This window comes from Burkholderia sp. BCC0322 (genome assembly GCF_902833045.1).
Lineage (GTDB): Bacteria > Pseudomonadota > Gammaproteobacteria > Burkholderiales > Burkholderiaceae > Burkholderia.
Window position 1 is genome coordinate 598,856 of sequence record NZ_CADFDU010000002.1, and the last position, 21,786, is coordinate 620,641.

18 protein-coding genes and 1 other RNA gene are annotated in these 21,786 nt (G+C 67.2%); 7 read left to right on the top strand and 12 right to left on the bottom strand.

Annotated features, from left to right (window positions below; all coding sequences use genetic code 11):
• Positions 1 to 138: 138 nt before the first annotated feature.
• Both HWX39_RS08830 and HWX39_RS08835 read right to left on the bottom strand, forming a co-directional pair.
• Positions 139 to 1,515 carry an amidase gene (locus HWX39_RS08830; RefSeq protein WP_175967087.1) on the bottom strand — a complete coding sequence of 459 codons (1,377 nt, stop codon included), beginning with the start codon at positions 1,513 to 1,515 and terminating at the stop codon, positions 139 to 141.
• Between the two features lie 7 nt (positions 1,516 to 1,522).
• Complete coding sequence (locus HWX39_RS08835) at positions 1,523 to 2,203, bottom strand: GntR family transcriptional regulator (RefSeq protein WP_175967666.1); 681 nt, start codon at positions 2,201 to 2,203, stop codon at positions 1,523 to 1,525.
• A gap of 281 nt (positions 2,204 to 2,484) precedes the next feature.
• Between HWX39_RS08835 and HWX39_RS08840 the strand changes: the two genes are divergently transcribed.
• Both HWX39_RS08840 and HWX39_RS08845 read left to right on the top strand, forming a co-directional pair.
• The gene (locus HWX39_RS08840; RefSeq protein WP_175967089.1) at positions 2,485 to 3,660 is read left to right on the top strand and encodes a type 1 glutamine amidotransferase; all 1,176 of its coding nucleotides are present in this window, start codon (positions 2,485 to 2,487) and stop codon (positions 3,658 to 3,660) included.
• 115 nt (positions 3,661 to 3,775) lie between these two features.
• Positions 3,776 to 4,465 carry a DUF2968 domain-containing protein gene (locus HWX39_RS08845; protein WP_175967091.1) on the top strand — a complete coding sequence of 230 codons (690 nt, stop codon included), beginning with the start codon at positions 3,776 to 3,778 and terminating at the stop codon, positions 4,463 to 4,465.
• A gap of 77 nt (positions 4,466 to 4,542) precedes the next feature.
• On the opposite strand, the gene HWX39_RS08850 is transcribed toward HWX39_RS08845, so the two are convergent.
• A complete protein-coding gene (locus tag HWX39_RS08850) occupies positions 4,543 to 5,499 on the bottom strand; it encodes a hypothetical protein (protein ID WP_175967093.1) in 957 nt (318 codons plus the stop codon).
• Positions 5,500 to 5,857: 358 nt separating this feature from the next.
• On the opposite strand from HWX39_RS08850, the gene HWX39_RS08855 reads away from it, so the two are divergent.
• Entirely contained in the window at positions 5,858 to 7,153 is a 1,296-nt protein-coding gene (locus tag HWX39_RS08855; RefSeq protein WP_175967095.1) for an MFS transporter, read from the top strand.
• Between the two features lie 87 nt (positions 7,154 to 7,240).
• Here the strand turns inward: HWX39_RS08855 and HWX39_RS08860 are convergent, their stop codons facing one another.
• Positions 7,241 to 9,154 (bottom strand): tetratricopeptide repeat protein, encoded by a 1,914-nt coding sequence (locus HWX39_RS08860; protein WP_175967097.1) that lies wholly within the window; start codon positions 9,152 to 9,154, stop codon positions 7,241 to 7,243.
• A 58-nt stretch (positions 9,155 to 9,212) separates the two neighbouring features.
• Here HWX39_RS08860 and HWX39_RS08865 point away from each other — a divergent pair, with 58 nt between their 5' ends.
• Positions 9,213 to 10,856, top strand: a complete 1,644-nt coding sequence (locus HWX39_RS08865) for an FAD-dependent monooxygenase (protein ID WP_175967099.1) — start codon at positions 9,213 to 9,215, stop codon at positions 10,854 to 10,856.
• Positions 10,857 to 10,864: 8 nt separating this feature from the next.
• Here the strand turns inward: HWX39_RS08865 and HWX39_RS08870 are convergent, their stop codons facing one another.
• Genes HWX39_RS08870 through HWX39_RS08885 form a run of 4 tightly spaced genes read right to left on the bottom strand, consistent with a single transcriptional unit; the run spans position 10,865 to position 16,167 of the window.
• A complete protein-coding gene (locus tag HWX39_RS08870) occupies positions 10,865 to 11,116 on the bottom strand; it encodes a formate dehydrogenase subunit delta (RefSeq protein WP_175967101.1) in 252 nt (83 codons plus the stop codon).
• 7 nt (positions 11,117 to 11,123) lie between these two features.
• A complete protein-coding gene (gene fdhF, locus HWX39_RS08875; protein WP_175967103.1) occupies positions 11,124 to 14,075 on the bottom strand; it encodes a formate dehydrogenase subunit alpha in 2,952 nt (983 codons plus the stop codon).
• Positions 14,076 to 14,092: 17 nt separating this feature from the next.
• Complete coding sequence (locus HWX39_RS08880; RefSeq protein ID WP_175967105.1) at positions 14,093 to 15,670, bottom strand: formate dehydrogenase beta subunit; 1,578 nt, start codon at positions 15,668 to 15,670, stop codon at positions 14,093 to 14,095.
• Complete coding sequence (locus HWX39_RS08885; RefSeq protein WP_175967107.1) at positions 15,667 to 16,167, bottom strand: NAD(P)H-dependent oxidoreductase subunit E; 501 nt, start codon at positions 16,165 to 16,167, stop codon at positions 15,667 to 15,669. The genes HWX39_RS08880 and HWX39_RS08885 overlap by 4 nt, the downstream gene beginning before the upstream one ends.
• A gap of 131 nt (positions 16,168 to 16,298) precedes the next feature.
• Between HWX39_RS08885 and HWX39_RS08890 the strand changes: the two genes are divergently transcribed.
• From HWX39_RS08890 to HWX39_RS08900, 3 genes are all read left to right on the top strand, one after another.
• Positions 16,299 to 17,405, top strand: a complete 1,107-nt coding sequence (locus tag HWX39_RS08890) for a substrate-binding domain-containing protein (RefSeq protein ID WP_175967109.1) — start codon at positions 16,299 to 16,301, stop codon at positions 17,403 to 17,405.
• Positions 17,406 to 17,506: 101 nt separating this feature from the next.
• Positions 17,507 to 17,776, top strand: a complete 270-nt coding sequence (locus HWX39_RS08895) for a hypothetical protein (protein WP_175034549.1) — start codon at positions 17,507 to 17,509, stop codon at positions 17,774 to 17,776.
• A gap of 384 nt (positions 17,777 to 18,160) precedes the next feature.
• Positions 18,161 to 18,514 (top strand): DUF4148 domain-containing protein, encoded by a 354-nt coding sequence (locus HWX39_RS08900; RefSeq protein ID WP_175967111.1) that lies wholly within the window; start codon positions 18,161 to 18,163, stop codon positions 18,512 to 18,514.
• 274 nt (positions 18,515 to 18,788) lie between these two features.
• Here HWX39_RS08900 and ssrA read toward each other — a convergent pair.
• The 4 genes from ssrA to ompA form a co-directional block, all read right to left on the bottom strand.
• Positions 18,789 to 19,158: a transfer-messenger RNA gene (gene ssrA, locus HWX39_RS08905) on the bottom strand.
• 17 nt (positions 19,159 to 19,175) lie between these two features.
• Complete coding sequence (gph, locus tag HWX39_RS08910; RefSeq protein WP_175967122.1) at positions 19,176 to 19,892, bottom strand: phosphoglycolate phosphatase; 717 nt, start codon at positions 19,890 to 19,892, stop codon at positions 19,176 to 19,178.
• A 13-nt stretch (positions 19,893 to 19,905) separates the two neighbouring features.
• On the bottom strand, positions 19,906 to 20,601 hold the full coding sequence (gene ubiG / locus HWX39_RS08915; RefSeq protein ID WP_175967124.1) for a bifunctional 2-polyprenyl-6-hydroxyphenol methylase/3-demethylubiquinol 3-O-methyltransferase UbiG: 696 nt from the start codon (positions 20,599 to 20,601) through the stop codon (positions 19,906 to 19,908).
• A gap of 154 nt (positions 20,602 to 20,755) precedes the next feature.
• Complete coding sequence (gene ompA / locus HWX39_RS08920; protein WP_175951661.1) at positions 20,756 to 21,424, bottom strand: outer membrane protein OmpA; 669 nt, start codon at positions 21,422 to 21,424, stop codon at positions 20,756 to 20,758.
• Positions 21,425 to 21,786: the final 362 nt, after the last annotated feature.

Here is a 21,786-nt window from a genome sequence, read left to right on the forward strand (position 1 = left end):
TCGGCGGGGTTCCTCGTGGGTCGGTCCGGAAAACAATCGCGCGATTTTAGCGCGAACGGTCTGGCACGAAACTGACAGCGCGCGTGCGGCAACCTGCCGCACCGCGCGTCCTGTCCGCCGGCGGTCGGTTGGCCGCGGTCAGCGGATCGTGTTCAGCACGGCCTCGACCGCCTGGCCGATCGAGAGCAGCGCGTCGTCGCGATGCGGTGCGGCCGCGAGCATCAGCCCGACCGGCGCCGCGTCGCGCGGATGGCAGGGCAGCGACAGCGCGCACGCGTCGAGGAAGTTGAACGCGCTCGGGTTGCGCAGGATCAGCGCGTTGGTGCGCGTGAACGCGGCGTCGTCCGCTTCGAGATCGGCGATGCGCGGCGGCACGACCGGCACCGTCGGCGCGACGAGTGCATCGAAGCGCGACCAGACCGTGTGGGCGGCTTCGTCGAGCATCGCCGTGCGCGCGGCGAGCAGGTCGAGATAGTCGGCCGCGGTCGCGGGTTCGCCCTTCAGGATCCGGGTGAGCACGCGCGGGTCGTACTGGTCGCGATGCTTGGCGAGCAGCGGGCGATGCCATGCGTAGGCCTCGATCGGCGAGAAGCCGAAGCGGTTGATGTCCGGCAGCCGGTCGAGCGCGGGAAAGCGCACTTCCGTGACGATCGCGCCGGCGGCTTCGAGATGCTTGAGCGCGGCGTCGAGTGCCGCCACGACGTCGGCGTCGACGCCGTCCGTCACGTAGTTCGTCAGCACGCCGAGCCGCACGCCTTCGAGCGGCCGGGCGGCCGGCACGTGCGGTTCGAGGCCTGCGAGTATCCGGTCGACGAGTGCACAGCAGGCGACCGTCAGGCCGATCGGGCCGAACGAGTCGAGCGTCGTCGACAGCGGCACGCCGCCTTGCGTCGGGATCCGGCTCGCGGTCGGCTTGAAGCCCGTCAGCCCGCACAGCGCGGCCGGAATGCGAATCGAGCCGCCGGTGTCGGTGCCGAGCGCGATGGCGGCCATCCCGTCGGCGACGGACGCGGCCGCGCCGGACGACGAGCCGCCGGAAATCCGCGCGTCGCCCGGCACGTCGCGGTGGTACGGCGAGTGCGGATGGCCGAAGTGCGGATTCAGCCCGAGCCCGGAGAATGCGAACTCGCTCATGTTGGTGCGGCCGACCAGCACCGCGCCCGCGCGCTTGAGTCGCGCGACGGCGACTGCGTCCGTGCGGGCGGCCGGCGCGCCGTCGAGCACGCGCGAACCCGCGCGCGTCACCTGGCCCGCGACGTCAAACAGGTCCTTGACCGACACGGGAATGCCCGCGAGCGGCGACAGCACGGTGCCCGCGGCGCGCAGCCGGTCGTGCGCGTCGGCGGCCGCGCGCGCGTTGTCGGCATCGACTTCGGTAAAGACGACCGCGCCCTGGCCCGACGGATCGGTGATCCGGTCGAGCGCGGTATCGACGAGCGCGCGGCTCGTGGTCCGGCCGGCGGCGAGGTCGGCGGCGAGCTGGGCGAGCGGGGGGAAGGGCGTGAACGTGGTCATGGGCGGCTCAGGGGCGAAGATGTTGAAGAAGCGTGGAGCGGAACGAATCGATATGGCTTTCGACGGCCGCGCGCGCGCCGGGGGCGTCACGCGCGGATAGCCGATCGAACAGTTCGCGATGTTCGTGCTGGACGTCGGCGAGATGGTGAGGTTCGGACAGCGTGACGAACCAGAAGCGCAGCGAGCGCTCGTGCAGTGCGCGCAGGATGTCGGCGAGGACCGAATTGCGCGCGGCCGTGGCGATCGCCTGGTGGAACGCGCGGTCGAGTTCCATCATGCCTTCGACGTCGTGGGTGTCGACGCACGCCTGCCCAGCGTCGAGCAGCGCGGCCAGATGCGCGAGATCGTCCGGGGTCGCATGGCGCACGGCGAGTTCCGCGCAGTGTGCTTCGTTGATGCGCCTCACGTCGATCACCGCGACGATGTCGTCGAGCGACAGCGGCTGCACCATCAGTCCCTTGCGGGGCATCACGGACAGCAGCCCTTCGAGCACGAGCCGGTGCACGGCCTGATGTACCGGCGTGCGGCCGATGCCGGTGCGGGCGACGAGGTCGGCTTCGTTGAGGGCGGCGCCGGGCTTCAGGCACATTGTGATGATGTCGCGCTGGATCAGCGCGTACGCCCGGTCGGCGAGGCTGCCCGACGGTGCGGCTGGGCGCTGGCGGGTGACGTCGGTCAGGGCATTCATGCGGGGTGCGGCGCGGTGGCCAGACGGGGCACGATCATGGCGCGGGCGATCGGGAAGCGTGGACAATGCCTGGATATTATTGTGATATATCACTGGTGTCCAGTACCGGCGCGTGACGCACCCGCGTTGCCGGCGCGCTCGCGGGGACGCCGTCCGCCGCAGTTTGCCGCCGACTTGCAACAATATCGACAGGATGTTGCGGGTTTGCCGCTCGATCGTGCGCTGAAGCATAATGAATCCTCGTTTATCCATACGCGTGAGCGACGTACCAGACCATCGTCATGAGCGAAAACACGCCTTCCCCGGCCGGTCTGCCCGGCACCTCCTCCGTTTCTTCCGATTCTCCCCGTACCGATTCGGCGAAAGCGCCCGATGCGCCGGCAGCCCAGGCCGCCGCGCAGAACGTCGCTGCTGACGGCGCGTCACCGGTTACGGCTGCGTCCGGTGCGACAGGCGCCGCCGTCGATGGCGCTGCTGCGGTCGCGCCGCCGAAGGCTGGAACGCCGCCACCCGGATTCGGCGCACAGCCCGATTTCGACACGCCGCGCCCACCGCCCGCGAGCGCGCAGCATGCTCCGCCTGCGTACCTGAAGCAGAGCGACACGCCGTGGTCGGTGTTCGGCCGGATCGTGGCCGCGCGCGCCCGCCGGCTGTTCGACCGTGCCGGCCAGCGCATCACGCAGCGCACGCTGCGCATCGGCGTGTCGGCGCGGATCTTCCATCCGGAGCCGGGGGCGAAGGGGCTGCGGGGCAAGACGCTGCAGTATCTCGAGGAATCGATCGCGCACTGGGTGATGTCGCGTGACGTGCTCGTGTTCATGATTCCGACCGTCGGCCACCAGGGCATGATTCACCCGAGCAACATCCGCCTGCGCGACTACGCGAAGCATCTCGACGGCCTGTTGCTGCAGGGTGGCGCCGACGTATCGCCGCAAACCTACGCCGCGTCCGACGCACGCCCGGAATGGCCGGGCGATCGCGTGCGCGACATGTACGAGCTCGAGCTGCTGCACGAGTTCGTCGAATCCGGCAAACCCGTCCTCGGCGTGTGCCGTGGCTGCCAGTTGATCAACGTCGCGTTTGGCGGCTCGCTGTACCAGGACATCGCCACCGATGTGCCGACCGCGAATGCGCACGTGAGCGAGCATTACGACCAGCATCGTCATGCAATCCGCTTCCCGGATTCGTCGACGCTCGCGAGCATGTTCCCCGGGCGCAGCGAAGCGATCGTGAACTCGATTCACCATCAGGCGATCCGCGATCTCGGCCGCGACCTGAACATCGAGGCCGTGTCGGCCGGCGACGGGATCATCGAGGGCATCCGCCATCGGCGTTCGCCATTCGTCGTCGGCGTGCAATGGCACCCCGAGTTCCATCGTGCGGGCGGCTCGGAGCTGCTCGACTGCACGCCGCTGCTCGATGCGTTCCTGCGCGCGGCGCGTGATACCCGCCTGTAGCAAGCTACATTCTTCGTATCGCACGAGGGCCGACCGCATCCCGATAAATTCGAGATGCGGCCGTTTCGTTTTGAACGATAATCGCGAGTTCCGATTCGTTCGCCGGAGTCTGACGTTGGCTTTCCGAAATTTTTCCCCTGCACGATGCGCAACGTGGATCGTTGCACTGGCCGCCTGCGCGCAAGCGGGCGCGGCTTGGTCCGCCGACGCGACCGCGCCGGTCGCCGGTACGCGTCCGGCGGTTACGAGCCTGAGCGGCGATGCGGCGTCGGCGGCATCCGCCTCGGACGCAAGCGCGCTAGGCAACGTCGCCGAGCTGACGCAGATGCTGCACGACGGCCGGATCGTCGAGATGCGCACGACGTACAACGGCAGCTACGGTGCGAGCCTGATGTTCGATCCGCGCGAGATGACGTACTACGTCGCGCTGTTCCAGGACAAGCACCTGTGGCGCGTGATCCGGTCGCAGGAAAAGAATCGCGCGGAGATGGTGTACGCGAACTTCGTTCAGCAGACCGTGCAACTCGCGGATATCGAGCTCCGCCGTACCGAGCTGCAGGCGCAGAAGGCGTTTCTCGAGCGCGTGATTGCGCTGCAGGCGAATCGTGCGCAGCAGTTGCAGGCCGACCTGAGCGTTGCGCGCAGCCAGCAGGCTGAAGTCGCGCAGCGGCAGCGGTCGGCACAGGAGCAGGCACAGGCGCTGCAGGTCGAGAAACGGGCTGCACAGATGCAGTTGCGCGATCTGCAGGAGCAGGTGCGGCAACTCGAGAAGCAGACCGAGACGGGGCTGCCCTCGCACAAGTAACGATTCGTCGGACGGACGGAGAGAGACGAGCGAAACCCGGCGAAGCGATCTTCGCCGGGTTTTTTATTGGGCGACCGTCAGCGCGCGAACGCGTCCGGTATGTCGGTCACGCGGCGATGGGACAGTTGCGATGTCCAGTCGAAACCGGCGGCGGGCGCGTGCGTCGCACGGGCAGGTTGCGCGACGCGCAGCGCATTTGCCATTGCGATCAGCGTGACCGGATCGTCGAGCGTGTCGCGCGCATCGTATGTGTCCGTTGCGTGCGGCGGCGGGGCGAGCCGATCGCGTGTGTGGGTGTTGGCTGCATCGCTCGGGGCTGGCGGACGTGCAGCCAGCCGTGGCACGGTCGGCGACCGGTGCGGTGCTGCCGTCGTGCGCGAGCCGTTTGTTTGAAGCGGCGATGCCGTGGCGGTGCGCTGCACGCCGAACGTCGCCCCCGGTTGAGGCGACGCTGGACGAGGCGCGGCGGGGTGCGCGGCCGCTGGTGATTCTGCGGTTTCCGCGACAGGTGTCGCCACCGTGCGCTGCGGTGACGTGTTTGTCGACGTACCGGACTGAACCGCGGCAATCCGCAAGGTGCCGGTCGATAACGTGGTGTGGTCCGGCGCAACGTCGGCGATCTGGATCGTGTGTGCGGGCCCGAAGCCCGTAGGCGGTTCGTGCGCGGCGATCAGCCAGCCGATGACGCCGAACGCGCCGATGCTCCAGCAGACTGCGTACATCGCACGCCGGTCGCGAGAGCGTCTGACGGTACGTCGGATGCGCGTGCCGGCAACGGCAGCCGGCACGACCGGCGTGCCTGCCGAAATCGGCATCGATGCCGCGACGGGCCGTGGCTGCCAGCGGCACGCGCGGTGCGGCCGGTTGACGTCGATGCAGGACGTCGTCAGCGTGGCCAGGCAGTGCTTGCCGGGCCTCGCACCGGGCGCGCCGCGAAAGGTCCATTCGCGGCCGAACGGCGGAACGTGATCCAGCGGGGCGACGCGAGGGCGGGCGAGCGCGCCTTCGACGGGGACGAACGGTGATGGGGTCATGAGGGCGGTATACCGTGCGACACGGGCAACCGTGCTGGCTGCGGCGCGGAAAGATCGTCGGGAATCGTGACATTGTGGTCAGCAGGCGAGAGTCGGTCGATCGGACCAATCTGATTTTTGCTTCAGTATTGGGACGACTTGTACGAGATGAAGGCGCCGATGGCGACGGCCGGGGGTGCCACAAGGCAAATGTCGGCTTCGCGTGGCATCATTCGCGAACCATGCCGGTGCGCGCGTCGTTGCGCGGCGCGTCGCCGGCGGGCAGCGATGCCCGTGCGCGCCGGCCCGGCCCGGCGCCGCGAGCGTCGTCGGACCCATACGGCGCGAATTCGCGCCATCCGAGCTGAGCGAGAAAAACATGTCCACAGCTTCACACGCCGCCGCGCAGGAATCGAAATTCCGCACCGTGTTCCGGGTCGTCAGCGGCAACTTCCTGGAAATGTACGATTTCATGGTCTACGGGTATTACGCGTCGGCCATCGCGAAAACCTACTTTCCGAGCGGCAACGCGTTCGCGTCTTTGATGCTGTCGCTGTCGGTATTCGGCGCGGGCTTCCTGATGCGGCCGGTCGGCGCGATCGTGCTCGGCGCGTACATCGACCATCACGGCCGCCGCAAGGGGCTGATCCTCACGCTCGGGCTGATGGCGCTCGGCACGCTCACGGTGGCCGCGATACCCGGCTATGCGACGATCGGCGTGCTCGCGCCGGCACTCGTGCTGCTCGGCCGGCTGCTGCAGGGCTTCTCGGCGGGCGTCGAGCTCGGCGGCGTGTCGGTCTACCTGTCCGAGATCGCGACGAAGGGCCACAAGGGGTTCTATACGTCGTGGCAGTCGGGCAGCCAGCAGGTGGCCGTCGTGTTCGCCGCGTTCGTCGGCGTGCTGCTGAACCGCGCGCTGCCGGTCGAGGAGATGACCGCGTGGGGCTGGCGCATTCCGTTCCTGATCGGCTGCCTGATCGTGCCGTTCCTGTTCCTGATCCGGCGTTCGCTGAAGGAGACCGACGAGTTCCTCGCGAAGCGTCATCGTCCGACGATGGGCGAGATCATGCGTTCGATGCTCGACAACTGGGGCGTCGTGGTGGCGGGGATGGGAATGGTGATCATGACGACGGTGTCGTTCTACATGATCACCGCCTATACACCGACGTTCGGCAAGGAAGTGCTGCACCTGTCGTCGCTCGACGCGCTCGTCGTGACCGTCTGCGTCGGGATTTCCAATCTCGTGTGGCTGCCGCTGTCCGGTGCGTTGTCCGATCGCATCGGCCGCCGCCCGGTGCTGATCGCATTCACGGTACTGACGCTGTTGACGGCTTACCCGGCCGTGCTGTGGCTCGTCGGCGATCCGTCGTTCCTGCGGTTGCTCGCGGTCGAGCTGTGGTTGTCATTCCTTTATGCGTCGTATAACGGGGCGATGGTCGTCGCGCTCACCGAGGTCATGCCGGCCGACGTGCGCACGGCCGGTTTCTCGCTCGCATACAGCCTGGCGACGACGATCGGCGGCTTCACGCCCGCGATCTCGACGCTGCTGATTCATCAGACCGGGAACAAGGCGGCGCCGGGGCTGTGGCTCAGCGTTGCCGCGATTTGCGGACTGATTGCGACACTCGTGCTGTATCGCACGTCCGAGGCGCGCAACCAGTACAAGGCGGCCTGACCGGCACCGGGCTAACGCGCGGGGCGCCGGCCGCACGCATTGCAATGAGAAAGGGAGCGCGGCGCGCTCCCTTTTTTTCGTCTGCGCTCAGGCTTCGCGCAGCATGTCGGCGATGGCCGCCGTCACGTCGAGCCATTGCCCCGGCGCGGGCTGGCGGGCGAGTCTGGCCTGCGGATACCACGGGCAGTCGTCGCCGGTGAACCAGCGCCAGTCGGGCGCGAACGGCAGCATCACCCACAGCGGCTTGCCGAGCGCGCCGGCGAGGTGCGCGACCGCCGTATCGATCGTGACGACGCCATCGAGCCGCTCGATCAGCGCGGCCGTGTCGGCAAAGTCGTTCAGCCGGCCGTCGAGCCGATGCACGCGCGGATGCGCGTCGACGCGCACGCGTTCGTTGTCGTCGAGTGCGGGCTGCAGCACGATCCAGTCGATGTCGGGCAGCGCGAGCAACGGTGCGAGCGCGTCGAACGGCATCGAGCGGTTTTCCTGCGTCTGTCGGCGCCCCGACCACGCGAGGCCGAACTTGCGCTTCGACTGACCGCCGAGCGAGCCGCGAAAGCGCCGGCCGGCGCCGTCGGGCGCATCGAGGTAGCGCGCGCCTGCGACGATGTCCTCCTTCGTCTGAAGCCCGAGCAGGAACGGCAGGCTCATCAGCGTGCACGCGACATCTGCGGCAGGCGGTTTCGCGGCGCCCTGAGCGACGAGCGTCACGCGCCAGCGCGACGCGGCCGGCGCCAGCAGCGTAACGAGTTCCGGCTGGACTTCGAGCACGACGCGCGCGCAGCGTGCACGGGCAAGCGGCACGAAGCGGACGAACTGCAGCGTGTCGCCGAAGCCCTGTTCTGCCCGGATCAGCAGCGTGCGCGATGCAATCGGCTCGCCTTGCCAGCGCGGCAGTGTGCCGAGCGGCGTCGCGCCCGGCGTGTCGTGGCGCGCCTCGTAAGCGGGCAGGCCACGCGTGAAGTCGCCGAGCGTCAGCAGCGTGACCGCGCGGTGCAGCCGTGCCAGCGTGAGATCGGGCGCGACGCGCAGCGCCTGGTCGAATGCGCGCAGCGCCATCTCGTGCGCACCGAGCGCGTGGTGTGCGTTGCCGAGGTTCAGCCAGGCCAGGCTGAATGACGGATCGAGCCCGACGGCGCGCTCGTAGTAGGGCAGCGCATCGCGGTGGCGTGCCTGCGCGCTCAGTGCGTTCGCGAGCCCGAACAGCGCGAGCGGAAACGGTGGATGCAGCGCCAGCGCGGCTTCGAACGCGGCCGCCGCCTCGGCATGTCGGCCGACCGCATCGAACGTGTTGCCGAGATTGAAATGGGCGGCGACGAAACGCGGCTGCGCGGCAATCGCTGCCTGGAAGTGCGCGATCGCGTCGTCGGCGCGGCCCATCGCGTTCAGCGCCATCGCGAGGTTGTTGTGCGCCCCCGCATGCCCGGGCCGCAACTCGAGCGCACGACGGAACGCGGCGAGCGCGTCGTCGTGGCGGCCGAGCGCGTTCAGCGCGTTGCCGAGATTGTTGTGGATCGATGCATCGTCGGGCGTGAGCCGGAGCGCGCGGCCAAATGCATCGATCGCATCGTCGTGGCGCTGCAGCGCCGCATACGCGTTGCCGAGGTTGTAGTGCGCGAGCGGAAATTCGGGCGCGAGCGTCAGCGCATTGCGAAAGCGGTCGACCGCTTCGTCGAGCCGGCCGAGTGCCTTCAGCGTGTTGCCGAGATTGAGCTGCAGCGCGGCATCGTTCGGCCGCAGCGCGACGGCGCGGCCGACGAGATCGGCCGCCTCGGCGTGCTGGCCCTGTTGGTGCCGCAGTACGCCGAACAGGTGCAGCGCGTCGGCGTCGGCGGGGTTGGAGGCGAGCGCGTTGCGATAGCCGTGCTCGGCCTCGGCGAGGCGGCCCGCGCGGTGTGCGGCATACGCCCGGTCGAATGCGGAATCCATAACGCGATAACTGACGGAAAGCGCGTATTTTCCCACACCGCGCGGCGCTGCCGCGCATCGGCCGATCGGCATATGGCCCCGTCACGCGGAGCGGCGTAGACTTGCAGGGTCGCGTGTCATCGAGGTTCTCATGGCTGACACACTGCCCGATATCCCGCCCGTGCTGATCGTCGGCGCGGGGCCGACCGGCCTTGCCGCGGCGATGAGCCTCGCGCGGGCCCGCGTGCCGGTGCGCGTCATCGATCGGCTCGCCGCCCCCGCGCCGCACTCGCGTGCGATCGGCATCCAGCCGCGCACGCTCGAACTGCTGGAGCAGCATCGCGCGGTCGAACCGTTTCTCGCGCTCGGCCATCGTGCGCATGCGGCCGCGCTGCATGCCAACGGCCGCGTGATCGCGCGGCTCGATTTCGATCCGCTGCAAACGCGCTATCCGTACCTGCTGTTTCTCGACCAGACCGTCACCGAGCGCCTGCTCGCCGAGCACCTGGCCCGGCTCGGCGTGACGGTCGAGCGCGGCGCGACGCTGACCGCGTGCGAAGCCGTCGGCGCGTCGCTCGACGTGTCGATCCGCTGCGCCGACGGTCGCGTCGAATCGTTCGCCCCGTCGTACCTGATCGCGGCCGACGGCGCACACAGCACGGTCAGGCATCTGCTCGGCCTGGGCTTCACCGGGCATGCGTTCGAGCAGACTTTCCTGCTTGCCGATTTCGCGGCGATACCCGACTGGCCGGACGAAGAGATCCATCTGTTCACGACGCCCGAAGGCATCGCCGGCCTGTTTCCCATGGGAGGCGGCCGTTACCGGCTCGTGGCCGACCGGCCGCCCGGCAGCGACGCGTCACCCGATGGGCCGACTCCGTCGCTGGCGGAATGCGACGCGATCGTGCGTGCCCGTGCCGGTGCATCGATCTCGCCGAGCGATCTCGCGTGGTCGTCCTATTTTCACCTGCACAGCCGGATGATCGATCGGCTGCGTGACGGGCGGGTGTTCTTTGCGGGCGACGCCGCGCACGTCCACAGCCCGGCGGGCGCGCAGGGCATGAACACCGGCATCCAGGAAGCATTCAATCTCGGCTGGAAGCTCGCGCGCGTGCTCGGCGCGGGCACGCCTGAGCGGCTGCTCGACACGTATCACGCAGAGCGTCATCCGATCGAGCGCGACGTGCTGCGGCAGACCGGTTTCGTCACGCAGATCGTCGAAGCCGAGCGCGGCGCGATGAAATTGCTGCGCGATCATGTCGTGCCGCTGCTGGCGTCGTTCGGGCCGATGCGCGACGCGGTGCGGCGCACGGTCAGCGAGCTGGGCGTGCAGTACCGGAAGAGTCCGCTCACGCTCGAGCGTGTGCTCGACGGCGGGCCGCGTGCAGGCGAGCGGGCACCCGACGCGCACGTGCGGGTGCTCGACGGGCCGCTCGGTCAGGCGCCCGGAACGGCGCGGCTATACGACCTGCACGATCCGGCGAGCTTCACGTTGCTGCTGCTGGAAGAGCCGGTTAATGCCGACACCGGCGCAGTGCCGCCGATGCCGGCCGATGCGCAGGCACTCGTGCAGGGGCTCGAACGCATCATGCCGGATGCGGTGCGCGTCTGGCGCGTCACCGATGCCGACGGCGGCGATGCCGGGCTTGCGCAGGAATACGGCCGCTCGCGGCCGTCGTTTTACCTGCTGCGGCCGGATGGTTACGTCGCCGCGCGCGGGCGCACGGCGACCGATGCGAACGCGCTGCTGCGCCACTGCGAAAGCTGGTTCGCGGGCATGTCGCGGTCCGCGTAGCGGTGCGGTCAGGCGCTCGCCGCGGCGGGTACGAGTGACGCGCGGTGCACGGCGATCGCGTCGCGCACGATCGGCGCCGCGCGCTGCGCGGCTTCGCACGACGGATCGTCGAGCGCCGCGAGAAGCGCGCGGCGCATCCGCGGCTCCCAGAAGCGCCGGATATGGTCGGCGATGCCGGCCAGCGCTTCGTCGCGATCGGGCATCGATTCGAAGAATGCGCCGATCTGGTTGGCCATGTCGATCAGGTGTCCGATGTCCATCGCTTCCTCACTTGCCTGCCGTCACGCTGGCGGTCGCGGCTGCGCGGCGTTCGAGCAGGTCGAGTTGCTCGGCGTTGAAGCGTGCATACGCTTGCTGCCAGTCGGACGGCTGCGCGACGGGCAGCACCTGCACGGCCGTCACCTTGTACTCGGGGCAGTTCGTCGCCCAGTCCGAGCTGTCCGTCGTGATCACGTTCGCGCCCGATTCGGGGAAGTGGAACGTCGTGTACACGACACCCGGCTGCATGCGTTCGGTCACGAGCGCGCGCAGCACCGTCTGCCCCGCCCGCGATTCGATGCCCACCCAGTCGCCGCTGCGGATGCCGCGATCCTGGGCGTCGTGCGGATGAATCTCGAGGCGATCCTCTTCGTGCCACTGCACGTTCTCGGTGCGGCGGGTCTGCGCGCCGACGTTGTACTGTGACAGAATGCGGCCCGTCGTCAGGATCAGCGGGTAGCGTTGCGTGACCTTCTCCGGCGACGCAATGAACTGCGTGATCACGAACTTGCCCTTGCCGCGCACGAATGCGTCGATATGCATCGTCGGCGTGCCTTCCGGCGCGTGCTCGTTGCATGGCCACTGAATACTGCCGAGCGTGTCGAGCTTCGCATACGACACACCCGAGAAGGTCGGCGTGAGCCGTGCGATCTCGTCCATGATTTCCGACGGATGCGCATAGTCCATTTCGTAGCCGAGCGCGCGCGACAGCATCAGCGTGACTTCCCAGTCCGCGTAGCCCGCGAGCGGCGGCATCACCTTGCGCACGCGCGAGATGCGGCGCTCCGCGTTCGTGAACGTGCCGTCCTTTTCGAGGAACGACGAGCCGGGCAGCAGCACGTGCGCGTATTTCGCGGTCTCGTTCAGGAAGATGTCCTGCACGACGATGCATTCCATTGCCGACAGCGCGGCCGCGACGTGCTGCGTATTCGGGTCCGACTGGACGATGTCCTCGCCCTGGCAGTAAAGCCCCTTGAAGCTGCCGTCGAGCGCCGCATCGAACATGTTCGGGATGCGCAGCCCCGGTTCCGGTTGCAGCTTCGCCGACCACGCTGCTTCGAACTGCGTGCGCACGACCTCGTCGCCGATGTGCCGGTAGCCGGGCAGCTCGTGCGGGAACGAGCCCATGTCGCACGAGCCCTGCACGTTGTTCTGGCCGCGCAGCGGATTGACGCCGACGCCTTCGCGGCCGATGTTGCCGGTCGCCATCGCGAGGTTGGCAATGCCCATCACCGTCGTCGAGCCCTGTGCGTGCTCGGTCACGCCCAGCCCGTAGTAGATCGCGGCATTACCGCCCGTCGCATAGAGGCGCGCGGCTTCGCGTACCAACTCGGCGGGCACGCCCGTCACGTCGGCGGTCGCCTCGGGCGAGTTGTCGGCACGCGAGACGAAGTCGCGCCATTGCTCGAATGCGCGTGTCTCGCAGCGCTCGGCGACGAACGCGTCGGCGACGAGCCCTTCGGTGACGATCACGTGCGCGAGCGCATTGACGATCGCGACGTTGGTGCCGGGGCGCAGCTGCAGGTGGTAGGCGGCCTTCACATGCGGGCCGTCGACGACGTCGATGCGGCGCGGGTCGATCACGATCAGCTTTGCGCCTTCACGCACGCGCCGCTTCAGCCGCGAGCCGAACACCGGGTGGCCGTCGGTCGGGTTCGCGCCCATCACGACGATCACGTCGGCCTGGCCGACCGATGCGAACGTCTGCGTGCCGGCCGACTCCCCGAGCGTCGTCTTGAGGCCATAGCCCGTCGGCGAATGGCACACGCGTGCGCAGGTGTCGACGTTGTTGTTGCCGAACGCGGCGCGCACCAGCTTTTGCACGAGGTAGGTTTCCTCGTTCGTGCAGCGCGACGACGTGATGCCACCGATCGAGTCGCGGCCGTACTTCTGCTGCAGCTTGCGGAATTGCGTCGCCGCGTAGGTGAGGGCTTCGTCCCAGCTGACTTCGCGCCACGGGTCGGTGATCTTCTCGCGGATCATCGGCTTCGTGATGCGGTCCTTGTGCGTGGCATAGCCCCACGCGAAGCGTCCCTTCACACACGCGTGGCCCTCGTTCGCGAGGCCGTTCTTGTGTGGCGTCATGCGCACGACCTGCGTGCCCTTCATCTCGGCCTTGAACGAGCAGCCGACGCCGCAGTATGCGCAGGTCGTGACGACCGAGTGTTCGGCCTGCCCGAGCTGCACGACGGATTTTTCCTGCAGCGTGGCGGTCGGGCAGGCGGCGACGCACGCACCGCACGACACGCATTCCGACGCCATGAACGATTCGCTTTCGCTCGCGGCGACGCGCGATTCGAAGCCGCGTGCGGCGATCGTCAGCGCGAACGTGCCCTGCGTTTCCTCGCAGGCGCGTACACAGCGGTTGCAGACGATGCACTTCGACGGGTCGTACGTGAAGTACGGATTCGATTCGTCCTTTTTGTCGCGCAGGTGATTCGCGCCGTCGAAGCCGTAACGCACTTCGCGCAGCCCGACGACACCTGCCATGTCCTGTAGCTCGCAGTCACCGTTGGCGGGGCAGGTGAGGCAGTCAAGCGGATGGTCGGAGATGTACAGCTCCATCACGTTGCGACGCAGCGACTGGAGCCGGTCCGACTGCGTGCGCACCTTCATGCCCGCTTCGGCAGGTGTCGTGCACGACGCCGGATAACCGCGCCGGCCTTCGATCTCGACGAGGCACAGCCGGCACGAGCCGAACGGTTCGAGCGAATCGGTCGCGCAGAGCTTCGGGACGTTGACGCCGGCTTCGATCGCCGCACGCATCACCGACGTGCCGGCCGGCACCGTGACCGGCTGGCCGTCGATTTCGAGCGTGACGTCGGTATCGGCATGCCGCTGGGGCGTGCCGTAGTCGGTATCGTCGAACGGGTCGCGGGCGCGCGCCTGTGCGGCGCTCTTGCACGCGCATTGGCCTGAGCCGCAGCCGCCTTGGCGGACGTTGTTCGTGTCGAGGGACATGCAGGGCTCCTTCTGGGTCAGGCCGCAGCCTTGACCGGACCCGGCGCGGCATTTTTGCCGGCAGCGAGCCCGAAATCTTCGGGGAAATGGTCGAGCGCGGACAGCACCGGGTAAGGTGTCATGCCGCCCATTGCGCACAGCGAACCGGCCAGCATCGTGTCGCACAGGTCGCGCAGCAGCGTGACCTGCCGCTCCGACGTGTCGCCGTGGCGGATGCGCGCGATCGTCTCGACGCCGCGCGTCGAACCGATTCGGCACGGCGTGCACTTGCCGCACGATTCGATCGCGCAGAACTTCATCGCGTATTCGGCCAGCTCGGCGAGGTTCGATGTGTCGTCGTGGAGCACGATGCCGCCGTGGCCGACCACCGCGCCGATCGCCGCATACGCTTCATAGTCGAGCGGCACGTCCCACTGGCGGTCGGGCAGGTAGGTGCCGAGCGGGCCGCCGACCTGCGCGGCACGTGCGGGCCGGCCGCTGGCCGTGCCGCCGCCGAAGTCGAACAGCAGCTCGCGCAGCGTGACGCCGAACGCGAGCTCGACGAGGCCGCCGTAGCGGATGTTGCCTGCGAGCTGGAACGGCAGCGTGCCGCGCGAGCGGCCCATCCCGTAGTCCCGATAGAACGCCGCGCCGCGCGCGAAGATCACGGGCGCCGTTGCGAGCGTGATCACGTTGTTGATGACGGTCGGCTGGCCGTACAGGCCGGCGAGCGCGGGCAGCGGCGGTTTCGCACGCACGACGCCGCGCTTGCCTTCGAGCGATTCGAGCAGCGCCGTTTCCTCGCCGCATACGTACGAGCCCGCGCCTTTCGCGACGTGCAGCTCGAACGCATGCGCGGAGCCGAGCACGTGCTCGCCGAGCCAGCCGGCTTCGCGTGCGCGGACGATCGCGGCTTCGAGCGTGGCGATCGCGTGCGGATATTCGCTGCGCACGTAGATGTAGCCGACCGTCGCGCCGGTCGCGATACCCGCGATGATCATTCCTTCGATCAGGCAATACGGATCGCATTCCATGATCAGGCGGTCGGAGAAGGTGCCCGAATCGCCTTCGTCTGCATTGCAGACGATGTATTTCTGCGTGGCGCTTGCTTGCCGGACCGTGCGCCACTTGATACCGGCCGGGAACGCCGCACCACCGCGGCCGCGCAGCCCTGATTCGATCAGTGTTTCGCACGCTGCGTCGCCGTCGAGCGCGAGCGCGTTTTTCAGGCCGGCGAGGCCTTCGTATTGCAGGTAGTCGTCGATCGACAGCGGGTCGGTCAGGCCGATGCGTGCGAACGTGAGGCGTTGCTGGCGCGCGAGATAGGGCAGTGCGTCGACGAGCCCGACGCCGCTCGGATGCGTGCCGCCTTCGAGCCAGTTTGCGTCGAACAGGCCCGGCACGTCGGCGGCCGACAGGTTTGCATAGCCGACGCGGCCGGCGGCCGTGCCGACCTCGACGAGCGGCTCGAGCCACAGCAGCCCGCGCGAACCGTTGCGGACCAGTTCGACGGCGACGCCGCGGCGTTCGGCTTCCGTTGCAATGGCGGCGGCGAGCGCGTCGGCGCCGAGTGCCAGCGCGGACGAATCGCGCGGGACATAGATGCGGGTCGTCATGCGGCCTCCGGGGTGTGGGCGACCGCGTCGGCAAGCAGCGCGTCGAATTTCTCCGGCGTGACCTTGGCATGCAGCACGCCGTTGACCGTCAGCGACGGCGACTGCGCACACAGTCCGAGGCAATAGACCGATTCGAGCGCGACGTCGCCAGGGGCATGCGCATCGGCGGCATGGCCGTGCGCTGCGTCGAACCGGCAACCCGTGCGGGCTTCCGCATGCGCGGCCAGCGCTTCGCAGCCCATGCTGCGGCACGCTTCGGCGCGGCACATCTGGATCGTCACCCGCGCGGGCGGCGCGGTGCGGAAGTGATGGTAGTAAGTCAGGACGCCGTGCACTTCGGCACGCGACAGGTTGAGTGCGCGGGCGAGCGGCGCGACGCAGCCTGGCGGCACGTAACCCGCGTCGTCCTGGATCGCGTGCAGGATCGCCACGAGTGACCGGCCGGCGCGTGCATGGCGCTCGACGAGCGCGTCGGGCGCTTGGGAATTCGGGGACATCAGTTGTGCTCCTCCAAAGTCTCATATGCGCTCGAGATTCATATAGTGCGCATCGCGACTTCGTTCTGATTGATTTTAACCAACGATAAGCGGAAGATTTGGCGGTCGCAATAGGAAATCGGAGTGCATAATTGATTCGAATCGAATGCGACGCGTATCTGACCGTACGCGACACGGAAGGCCGTGCGGCCAGCCTGTCGGATGTCGCGCCGTTGCTCGAACTCGTGGCCGACACGGGCAGCATTGCGCAGGCCGCGCAAGCGAAAGGGCTGTCCTACCGGCACGCGTGGGGCATGCTGCGCGCGCTGGAAGCGTGCATCGGCGGGGAACTGATCGAAACCGCGCGCGGCAAGGGCTCGACGCTGTCGGCGCTCGGGCAGGCGGTGGTCGATGCGCAGCGCCTCGCGCGCAGCCGGCTCGACGGGAACCTGCGCACGCTGGCGGCCGAAGTGGCGAGCGACCTGAACCGGCGGCTCGCGCAGCGCGACGGCGCCGTGCGCATCCACGCGTCGCACGGCTACGCGGTCGCGACGCTCGTATCCGCGCTCGTCGATGCGCAGGCGGCCGTCGACATCAAGTATCGCGAGAGCGTCGAGGCCGTGCAGGCGCTTGCCCGCGGCGAGTGCGACCTGGCCGGCTTCCATCTGCCGCGCGGCGTGTTTCGCGCGCAGTGCGCACAGATCTACCGGCCGTGGCTCGACGATACGCGCCATGTGCTGATCCACCTGACACGGCGCCAGCAGGGGCTGTTCGTTGCGCGCGGCAACCCGAAGCAGGTGCGCGGGCTCGCGGATCTCGCGCGTAGTGACATCCGCTTCGTCAACCGCCAGCCGGGGTCGGGCACGCGCATGCTGCTGGATCTTGCGCTGCGCGCGATCGGCATCGATCCCGAGCGCATCGACGGCTACGCGTCGGCCGAGCTCACGCATTCAGCGATCGCGGCGTTCGTCGCGAGCGGGATGGCCGATCTCGGCTTCGGCGTCGAACCGGCCGCTCACCACTTCGGGCTCGATTTCATCCCGGTCGTCGACGAAGATTATTACTTCGCATGCGAACGCGCGCGGCTCGATGCACGGCCGCTTGCCGGCGTACTGGCGCTGATGCGTGATGCACGCTTCGTCGAGCGCGTCGCGCATCTCGACGGCTACGATCCGGCCGCGTGCGGCACGCTGACGAGCATTGCGACGGGGCTGGCCGGCGGCGACGGCGCGAGCACGCCGGCGGGCAATTCCCGGTAACGCGGGCGCGATCGCACCGCGATGCAGTAGCGAGGGATTTGCGCTACGCTTGCCGCTTGATCAACGTTCCAACAAGCACGCCGTTCAAGCGTCATCCCGTCATGAAATTTTCCGTTCCCCTCGCCGCGGCAGCGTTGACCGCGGGGCTGCTGGTCGCTGTTTCGCCGTTTGCGCTCGCGCAGAATTCTCCCGGTGTGCCTGGCGGTATCCTGAGCGAACAGTTTCGCCTGAACGAGCATCCGCAGATGCCGTTCGCGGCGTCAACACCGTCGCAGAAATACCAGAGCGGCAAGAAGTCGGCCTTGCGCCGCAAGGGCGACTTGGGCGATCCGAACGGCTGCAACCTGAAGTGTCCGATGGATACTCAGTAACGCGGCTGGCGGGCGCGTCCGCACGATAGTCGTGCCGCACCAGTTCGACTGGCGTGCATTGCGCCTGTCTTGCCCGTACATCGGCCTGGCTCACCGGCTACTGCTGGAATCCCGTGCGATCCCGATTCTGTCCGAGCCCCGCGAAGCGTTGCCGCTTCGCGGGGCTTTTGCTTTTCGTCGAATCTTCATGCGATTCGACGCCGGGCGATGCCCGCACGCGCACATCGCCGACCTGACAGGTGATTTAGGGTTAACCCGTAAATCAGGAAGGATGTCTTCCAGAAACCTGCCTTATTCTTAAGCATCTGCCTACATAAACTTCGGGTTGTCAGCGATGAACAAGGTGTTCACCGCGAACACAGACAAATCTGGAGGTAGGTCATCATGAAGTCGCTCGTCCAAGCTGTTGTCGTTGCTGCCGCTCTCGTTGCCCCGGTCGTGTCGTTTGCTCAGTCGGGCTCGACGATCACCCGTGCGCAGGTTCGTGCCGAACTGGTCCAACTGCAGCAGGCAGGTTACAACTCCGCTCGCGGTGAAGATCCGCATTATCCGGAAGCGATCCAGGCTGCAACGGCGCGTGTTGCAGAGCAACAGCGCAGCGCGCTGGCGCAAGCGCAAGGCGCCGACGCCAGCGGGTACGGTGCACAGGCGCAGGGCGTATCGGCATCGGGTTCGCGTGCAATCGGCGTGCGTCCGGCCACCGCTGAGGAAATGAAGTCGCTGTATCGCGGCAGCTAAATCGCGTATCGCCCGGTGTGCGTGAATGGCGGGTGCGACGAAGCGTCGCGCCCGGCACTGCAGCGCCCGGGCTTGTCGCTGCCTGGCGCGATCGACGATTGCGCGGGCGCGGCAGGACATCCGTCACCTCCTGTCGCCGGAAGCCCGGCGGCATTCCGCCCGACCCATCCGTGGCTGGGCGCTTTTTCGGAAGGAGGGGGCGCATGCGTTTCGCCGGCCACAAAAAACCCCGCAGACTTGCGTCATGCGGGGTTCGTGCGGCGAGCGCGGAATTTGGTGGAGGCGGCGGGAATCGAACCCGCGTCCAGAAGCGCTCCACGACTAGTTCTACATGTTTAGTTCAGTCATTTGATTTAACCGCAGCGACGCGGACGAACACGCTGCACTACGGCGATTCGCTAGGTTTTCGACCCTGGCGTCGCGACGCCGACAGGGCTTAACTGACGTAAATGACCTCTGGCGGTATTGCTACCGGTCTTGCGACACTAGCCCGTCAGTGAACTAGGCAGAGGACGGCGGCCCTTAGGCTGCCAGTGCGAACGTATCGTCGTTTGCAGTTACGATTTTCCCATTGATTAACGAGGTGACGGGTCCTCGACATGCCCTAGCCGCTTCACAACCCCTGTCGAAACCAGGTCGCCCCCGCGGATAAGATCGATCATTATAGCCCAACATCGCGCAGCAGTTCGCGTAGTTGCTGCGTTGTGTCGACGAGATGCTGCGCTTGCCAGTCGGCCGGCGCGGCGCCGTCGCCGCAATAGCCGTACGCAGCCGCGACCGTCGCCATGCCGGCGGCGCTGCCGGCTTGAATGTCGCGCAGATCGTCGCCGACGTAGACGATGCGCGCAGGCGCGAGTGTCAACTGGTCGGCCGCATGCAGCAGCGGGGCCGGGTGCGGCTTCGGATGCGGCGTTGTGTCGCCTCCGACGACGCAGGCGGCGCGCGGTGCGAGGCCCAGCAGATCGACGAGCGGCGCCGTGAGCCGCATGGCCTTGTTCGTGACGATGCCCCAGCGCACGCCGCGCGTGTCGAGTTCGTCGAGCACGTCGCCAATGCCGGGGAACAGCGTCGTATGCACGCACAGATCTGTCGCGTAGTTGGCCAGGAACTCGTCGCGCATCGCTTCATAGCCGGGTGTGTGCGGATCGATACCGAACGCGCCGCCGAGCAGGCCGCGCGCACCGGCCGAGGCCAGCGGCCGCAGCACCTCGAGCGGTGTTTCGGGCAGGTCGCGCACGCGTTGCATCTTGTTGACGGCAGCCGCGAGATCGGGGGCCGTGTCGGCGAGGGTGCCGTCCAGATCGAACAGCACGGCATCGCAGTGCAGCAGGCGCGGTTCGTCGATTGCAGCCCGAGCGGTCGAGAGGGGAGTCGTCATGCCGGTTGGAAGGTTACGCGCCACGACGGCACGCGACGAGGTAGTTGATGTCGGTGTCGTTCGACAGCGCGAAGCGCTTGCCGATCGGGTGATACGTGATGCCCTTGATCTCCACGATGTGCAGATCCGTTGCCCGCACGAAGCCGGCCAGTTCCGACGGGCGGATGAAGCGCGCGTAGTCGTGCGTGCCCTTCGGCAGCATTTGCGCGATGTACTCCGCGCCGATCACGGCGAACAGGTAAGCCTTCAGGTTGCGATTCAGCGTCGAGAAGAACACCCAGCCGCCCGGCTTCACGAGCGTCGCACACGCGGCGACGACATCGCCGGGCGACGGCACGTGCTCGAGCATTTCCATGCACGTGACGACATCGTAGGTGCCCGGTTCGCGCGCGGCGAGCGCCTCGGCGGCGATCGCCTCGTAATCGACCGAGATGCCGCTTTCGAGGTGCAGGTCGGCGACGCCGAGTGCTTCGGTCGACAGGTCGATGCCTTTCACCTGTGCGCCGATTCCGGCCATCGATTCGGACAGGATGCCGCCGCCACAGCCGACGTCGAGCGCGCGCTTGCCGGCGAGGTGCGCATGCGCATCGATCCAGCCGAGCCGGACCGGGTTCAGGTCGTGCAGCGGCTTGAATTCGGCATTCGGATCCCACCACCGATGGGCGAGGTCGCTGAATTTCTGGAGTTCGTGCGGATCGGCGTTGGTCATGGCGGCAAACGGGCTACGGGAGGAGGGCGGTGCTGCGGTTCGTCAGCCCCGAGTATATAAGAAGCGGACGAGCGGCGAAGCGGCGAGCGCCTGGACGGGCATCAAAGAAAAAGCCCCGCCGGAGCGGGGCTTTGAAGCAGTCGAAAACCGCGGCTTAGTTTGCCGGAACGGTCGTCTTCTGGACTTCTTGCGTACCAACCACTTCGACTTCCACGCGGCGATCCGGTGCGAGGCAGGCGATGAGTTGCTTGCGGTTCTTCTGGTTGCAGCCAGTCGTAACCGGGTTGCGCTTGCCCTTGCCTTCCGTGTAGATCTTGTTGGCCGGCACACCCTTGCTGACCAGGTACGACTTCACGGCTTGCGCACGGCGCAGCGACAGACGGTCGTTGTACTTGTCCGAACCGATGCGGTCCGTGTAGCCCGTTGCGACGACCACTTCCGTGTTCATGCCTTCGATCTTCGCAGCCAGTTCGTCCAGCTTTTGCTTGCCCAGCGGCTTGAGCGTTGCCTTGTCGAAGTCGAACAGAGCGTCAGCTTGATACGTGATCTTCTGGCTCGAGATGACCGGAGCGACCGGAGCGACCGGCGGTTGCGGTGCTGTAGCGACCAGTGCGCCATCGCACTTCGCATTGGCGGTGGCCGGCGTCCAGAACGCATCGCGCCAGCAGAGCTCGTTCGTACCGTTCATCCACACCCATTCGCCCGTGCCGTTCACCCAGTTGTCATTGACGGCTTGACGCGACGCCGGCACCGACTGTGCCGAAGCGGATGCAGCCATAACTGCGGTAGCTGCAATGAACGCGAGCTTTGAAAGTTTATTCATATTTCTCCTCTCGAAATTGAGATTACCGCAGGTTTACTGCGAGCCTGTTGACGGTGACAAGTCATACATTGCTCGAAGTATAACATTGGTGCGGCACAAAAACGCGGCACCGCTCTGTGTAGACTTCGAGCAGCGTCTAACTTTCAGTGCGTTGGCATTTTGCCATATCGTTCCCTTCCTACGAAAAAAAATCCTCCCCACCCTAAGATCGCCTCAGCGTTTGTGGTGCAAGCGCAACACCGGCCTGCCGCAACTTTCAGAGATTGTCAAGAGTGTGATGGCGAAATTGCGCCGATGAATGTATTTGTTTACTCGTGCGCGAGAAACAAGTGCGATGCGATCGCCGGTGGCGCCGAGTCGGG

What these genes read in the sequence shown, in the direction of transcription:
- HWX39_RS08900 (WP_175967111.1), top strand. Translation starts at nt 18,161, where the DNA reads ATGAAGTCGCTCGTCCAAGCTGTTGTCGTTGCTGCCGCTCTCGTTGCC.
- HWX39_RS08870 (WP_175967101.1), bottom strand. Translation starts at nt 11,116, where the DNA reads ATGGACATCGGACACCTGATCGACATGGCCAACCAGATCGGCGCATTC.
- HWX39_RS08855 (WP_175967095.1), top strand. Translation starts at nt 5,858, where the DNA reads ATGTCCACAGCTTCACACGCCGCCGCGCAGGAATCGAAATTCCGCACC.
- HWX39_RS08865 (WP_175967099.1), top strand. Translation starts at nt 9,213, where the DNA reads ATGGCTGACACACTGCCCGATATCCCGCCCGTGCTGATCGTCGGCGCG.
- HWX39_RS08835 (WP_175967666.1), bottom strand. Translation starts at nt 2,203, where the DNA reads ATGAATGCCCTGACCGACGTCACCCGCCAGCGCCCAGCCGCACCGTCG.
- HWX39_RS08850 (WP_175967093.1), bottom strand. Translation starts at nt 5,499, where the DNA reads ATGACCCCATCACCGTTCGTCCCCGTCGAAGGCGCGCTCGCCCGCCCT.
- HWX39_RS08830 (WP_175967087.1), bottom strand. Translation starts at nt 1,515, where the DNA reads ATGACCACGTTCACGCCCTTCCCCCCGCTCGCCCAGCTCGCCGCCGAC.
- HWX39_RS08840 (WP_175967089.1), top strand. Translation starts at nt 2,485, where the DNA reads ATGAGCGAAAACACGCCTTCCCCGGCCGGTCTGCCCGGCACCTCCTCC.
- ubiG (WP_175967124.1), bottom strand. Translation starts at nt 20,601, where the DNA reads ATGACCAACGCCGATCCGCACGAACTCCAGAAATTCAGCGACCTCGCC.
- HWX39_RS08880 (WP_175967105.1), bottom strand. Translation starts at nt 15,670, where the DNA reads ATGACGACCCGCATCTATGTCCCGCGCGATTCGTCCGCGCTGGCACTC.
- gph (WP_175967122.1), bottom strand. Translation starts at nt 19,892, where the DNA reads ATGACGACTCCCCTCTCGACCGCTCGGGCTGCAATCGACGAACCGCGC.
- HWX39_RS08860 (WP_175967097.1), bottom strand. Translation starts at nt 9,154, where the DNA reads ATGCCGATCGGCCGATGCGCGGCAGCGCCGCGCGGTGTGGGAAAATAC.
- fdhF (WP_175967103.1), bottom strand. Translation starts at nt 14,075, where the DNA reads ATGTCCCTCGACACGAACAACGTCCGCCAAGGCGGCTGCGGCTCAGGC.
- HWX39_RS08885 (WP_175967107.1), bottom strand. Translation starts at nt 16,167, where the DNA reads ATGTCCCCGAATTCCCAAGCGCCCGACGCGCTCGTCGAGCGCCATGCA.
- ompA (WP_175951661.1), bottom strand. Translation starts at nt 21,424, where the DNA reads ATGAATAAACTTTCAAAGCTCGCGTTCATTGCAGCTACCGCAGTTATG.
- HWX39_RS08895 (WP_175034549.1), top strand. Translation starts at nt 17,507, where the DNA reads ATGAAATTTTCCGTTCCCCTCGCCGCGGCAGCGTTGACCGCGGGGCTG.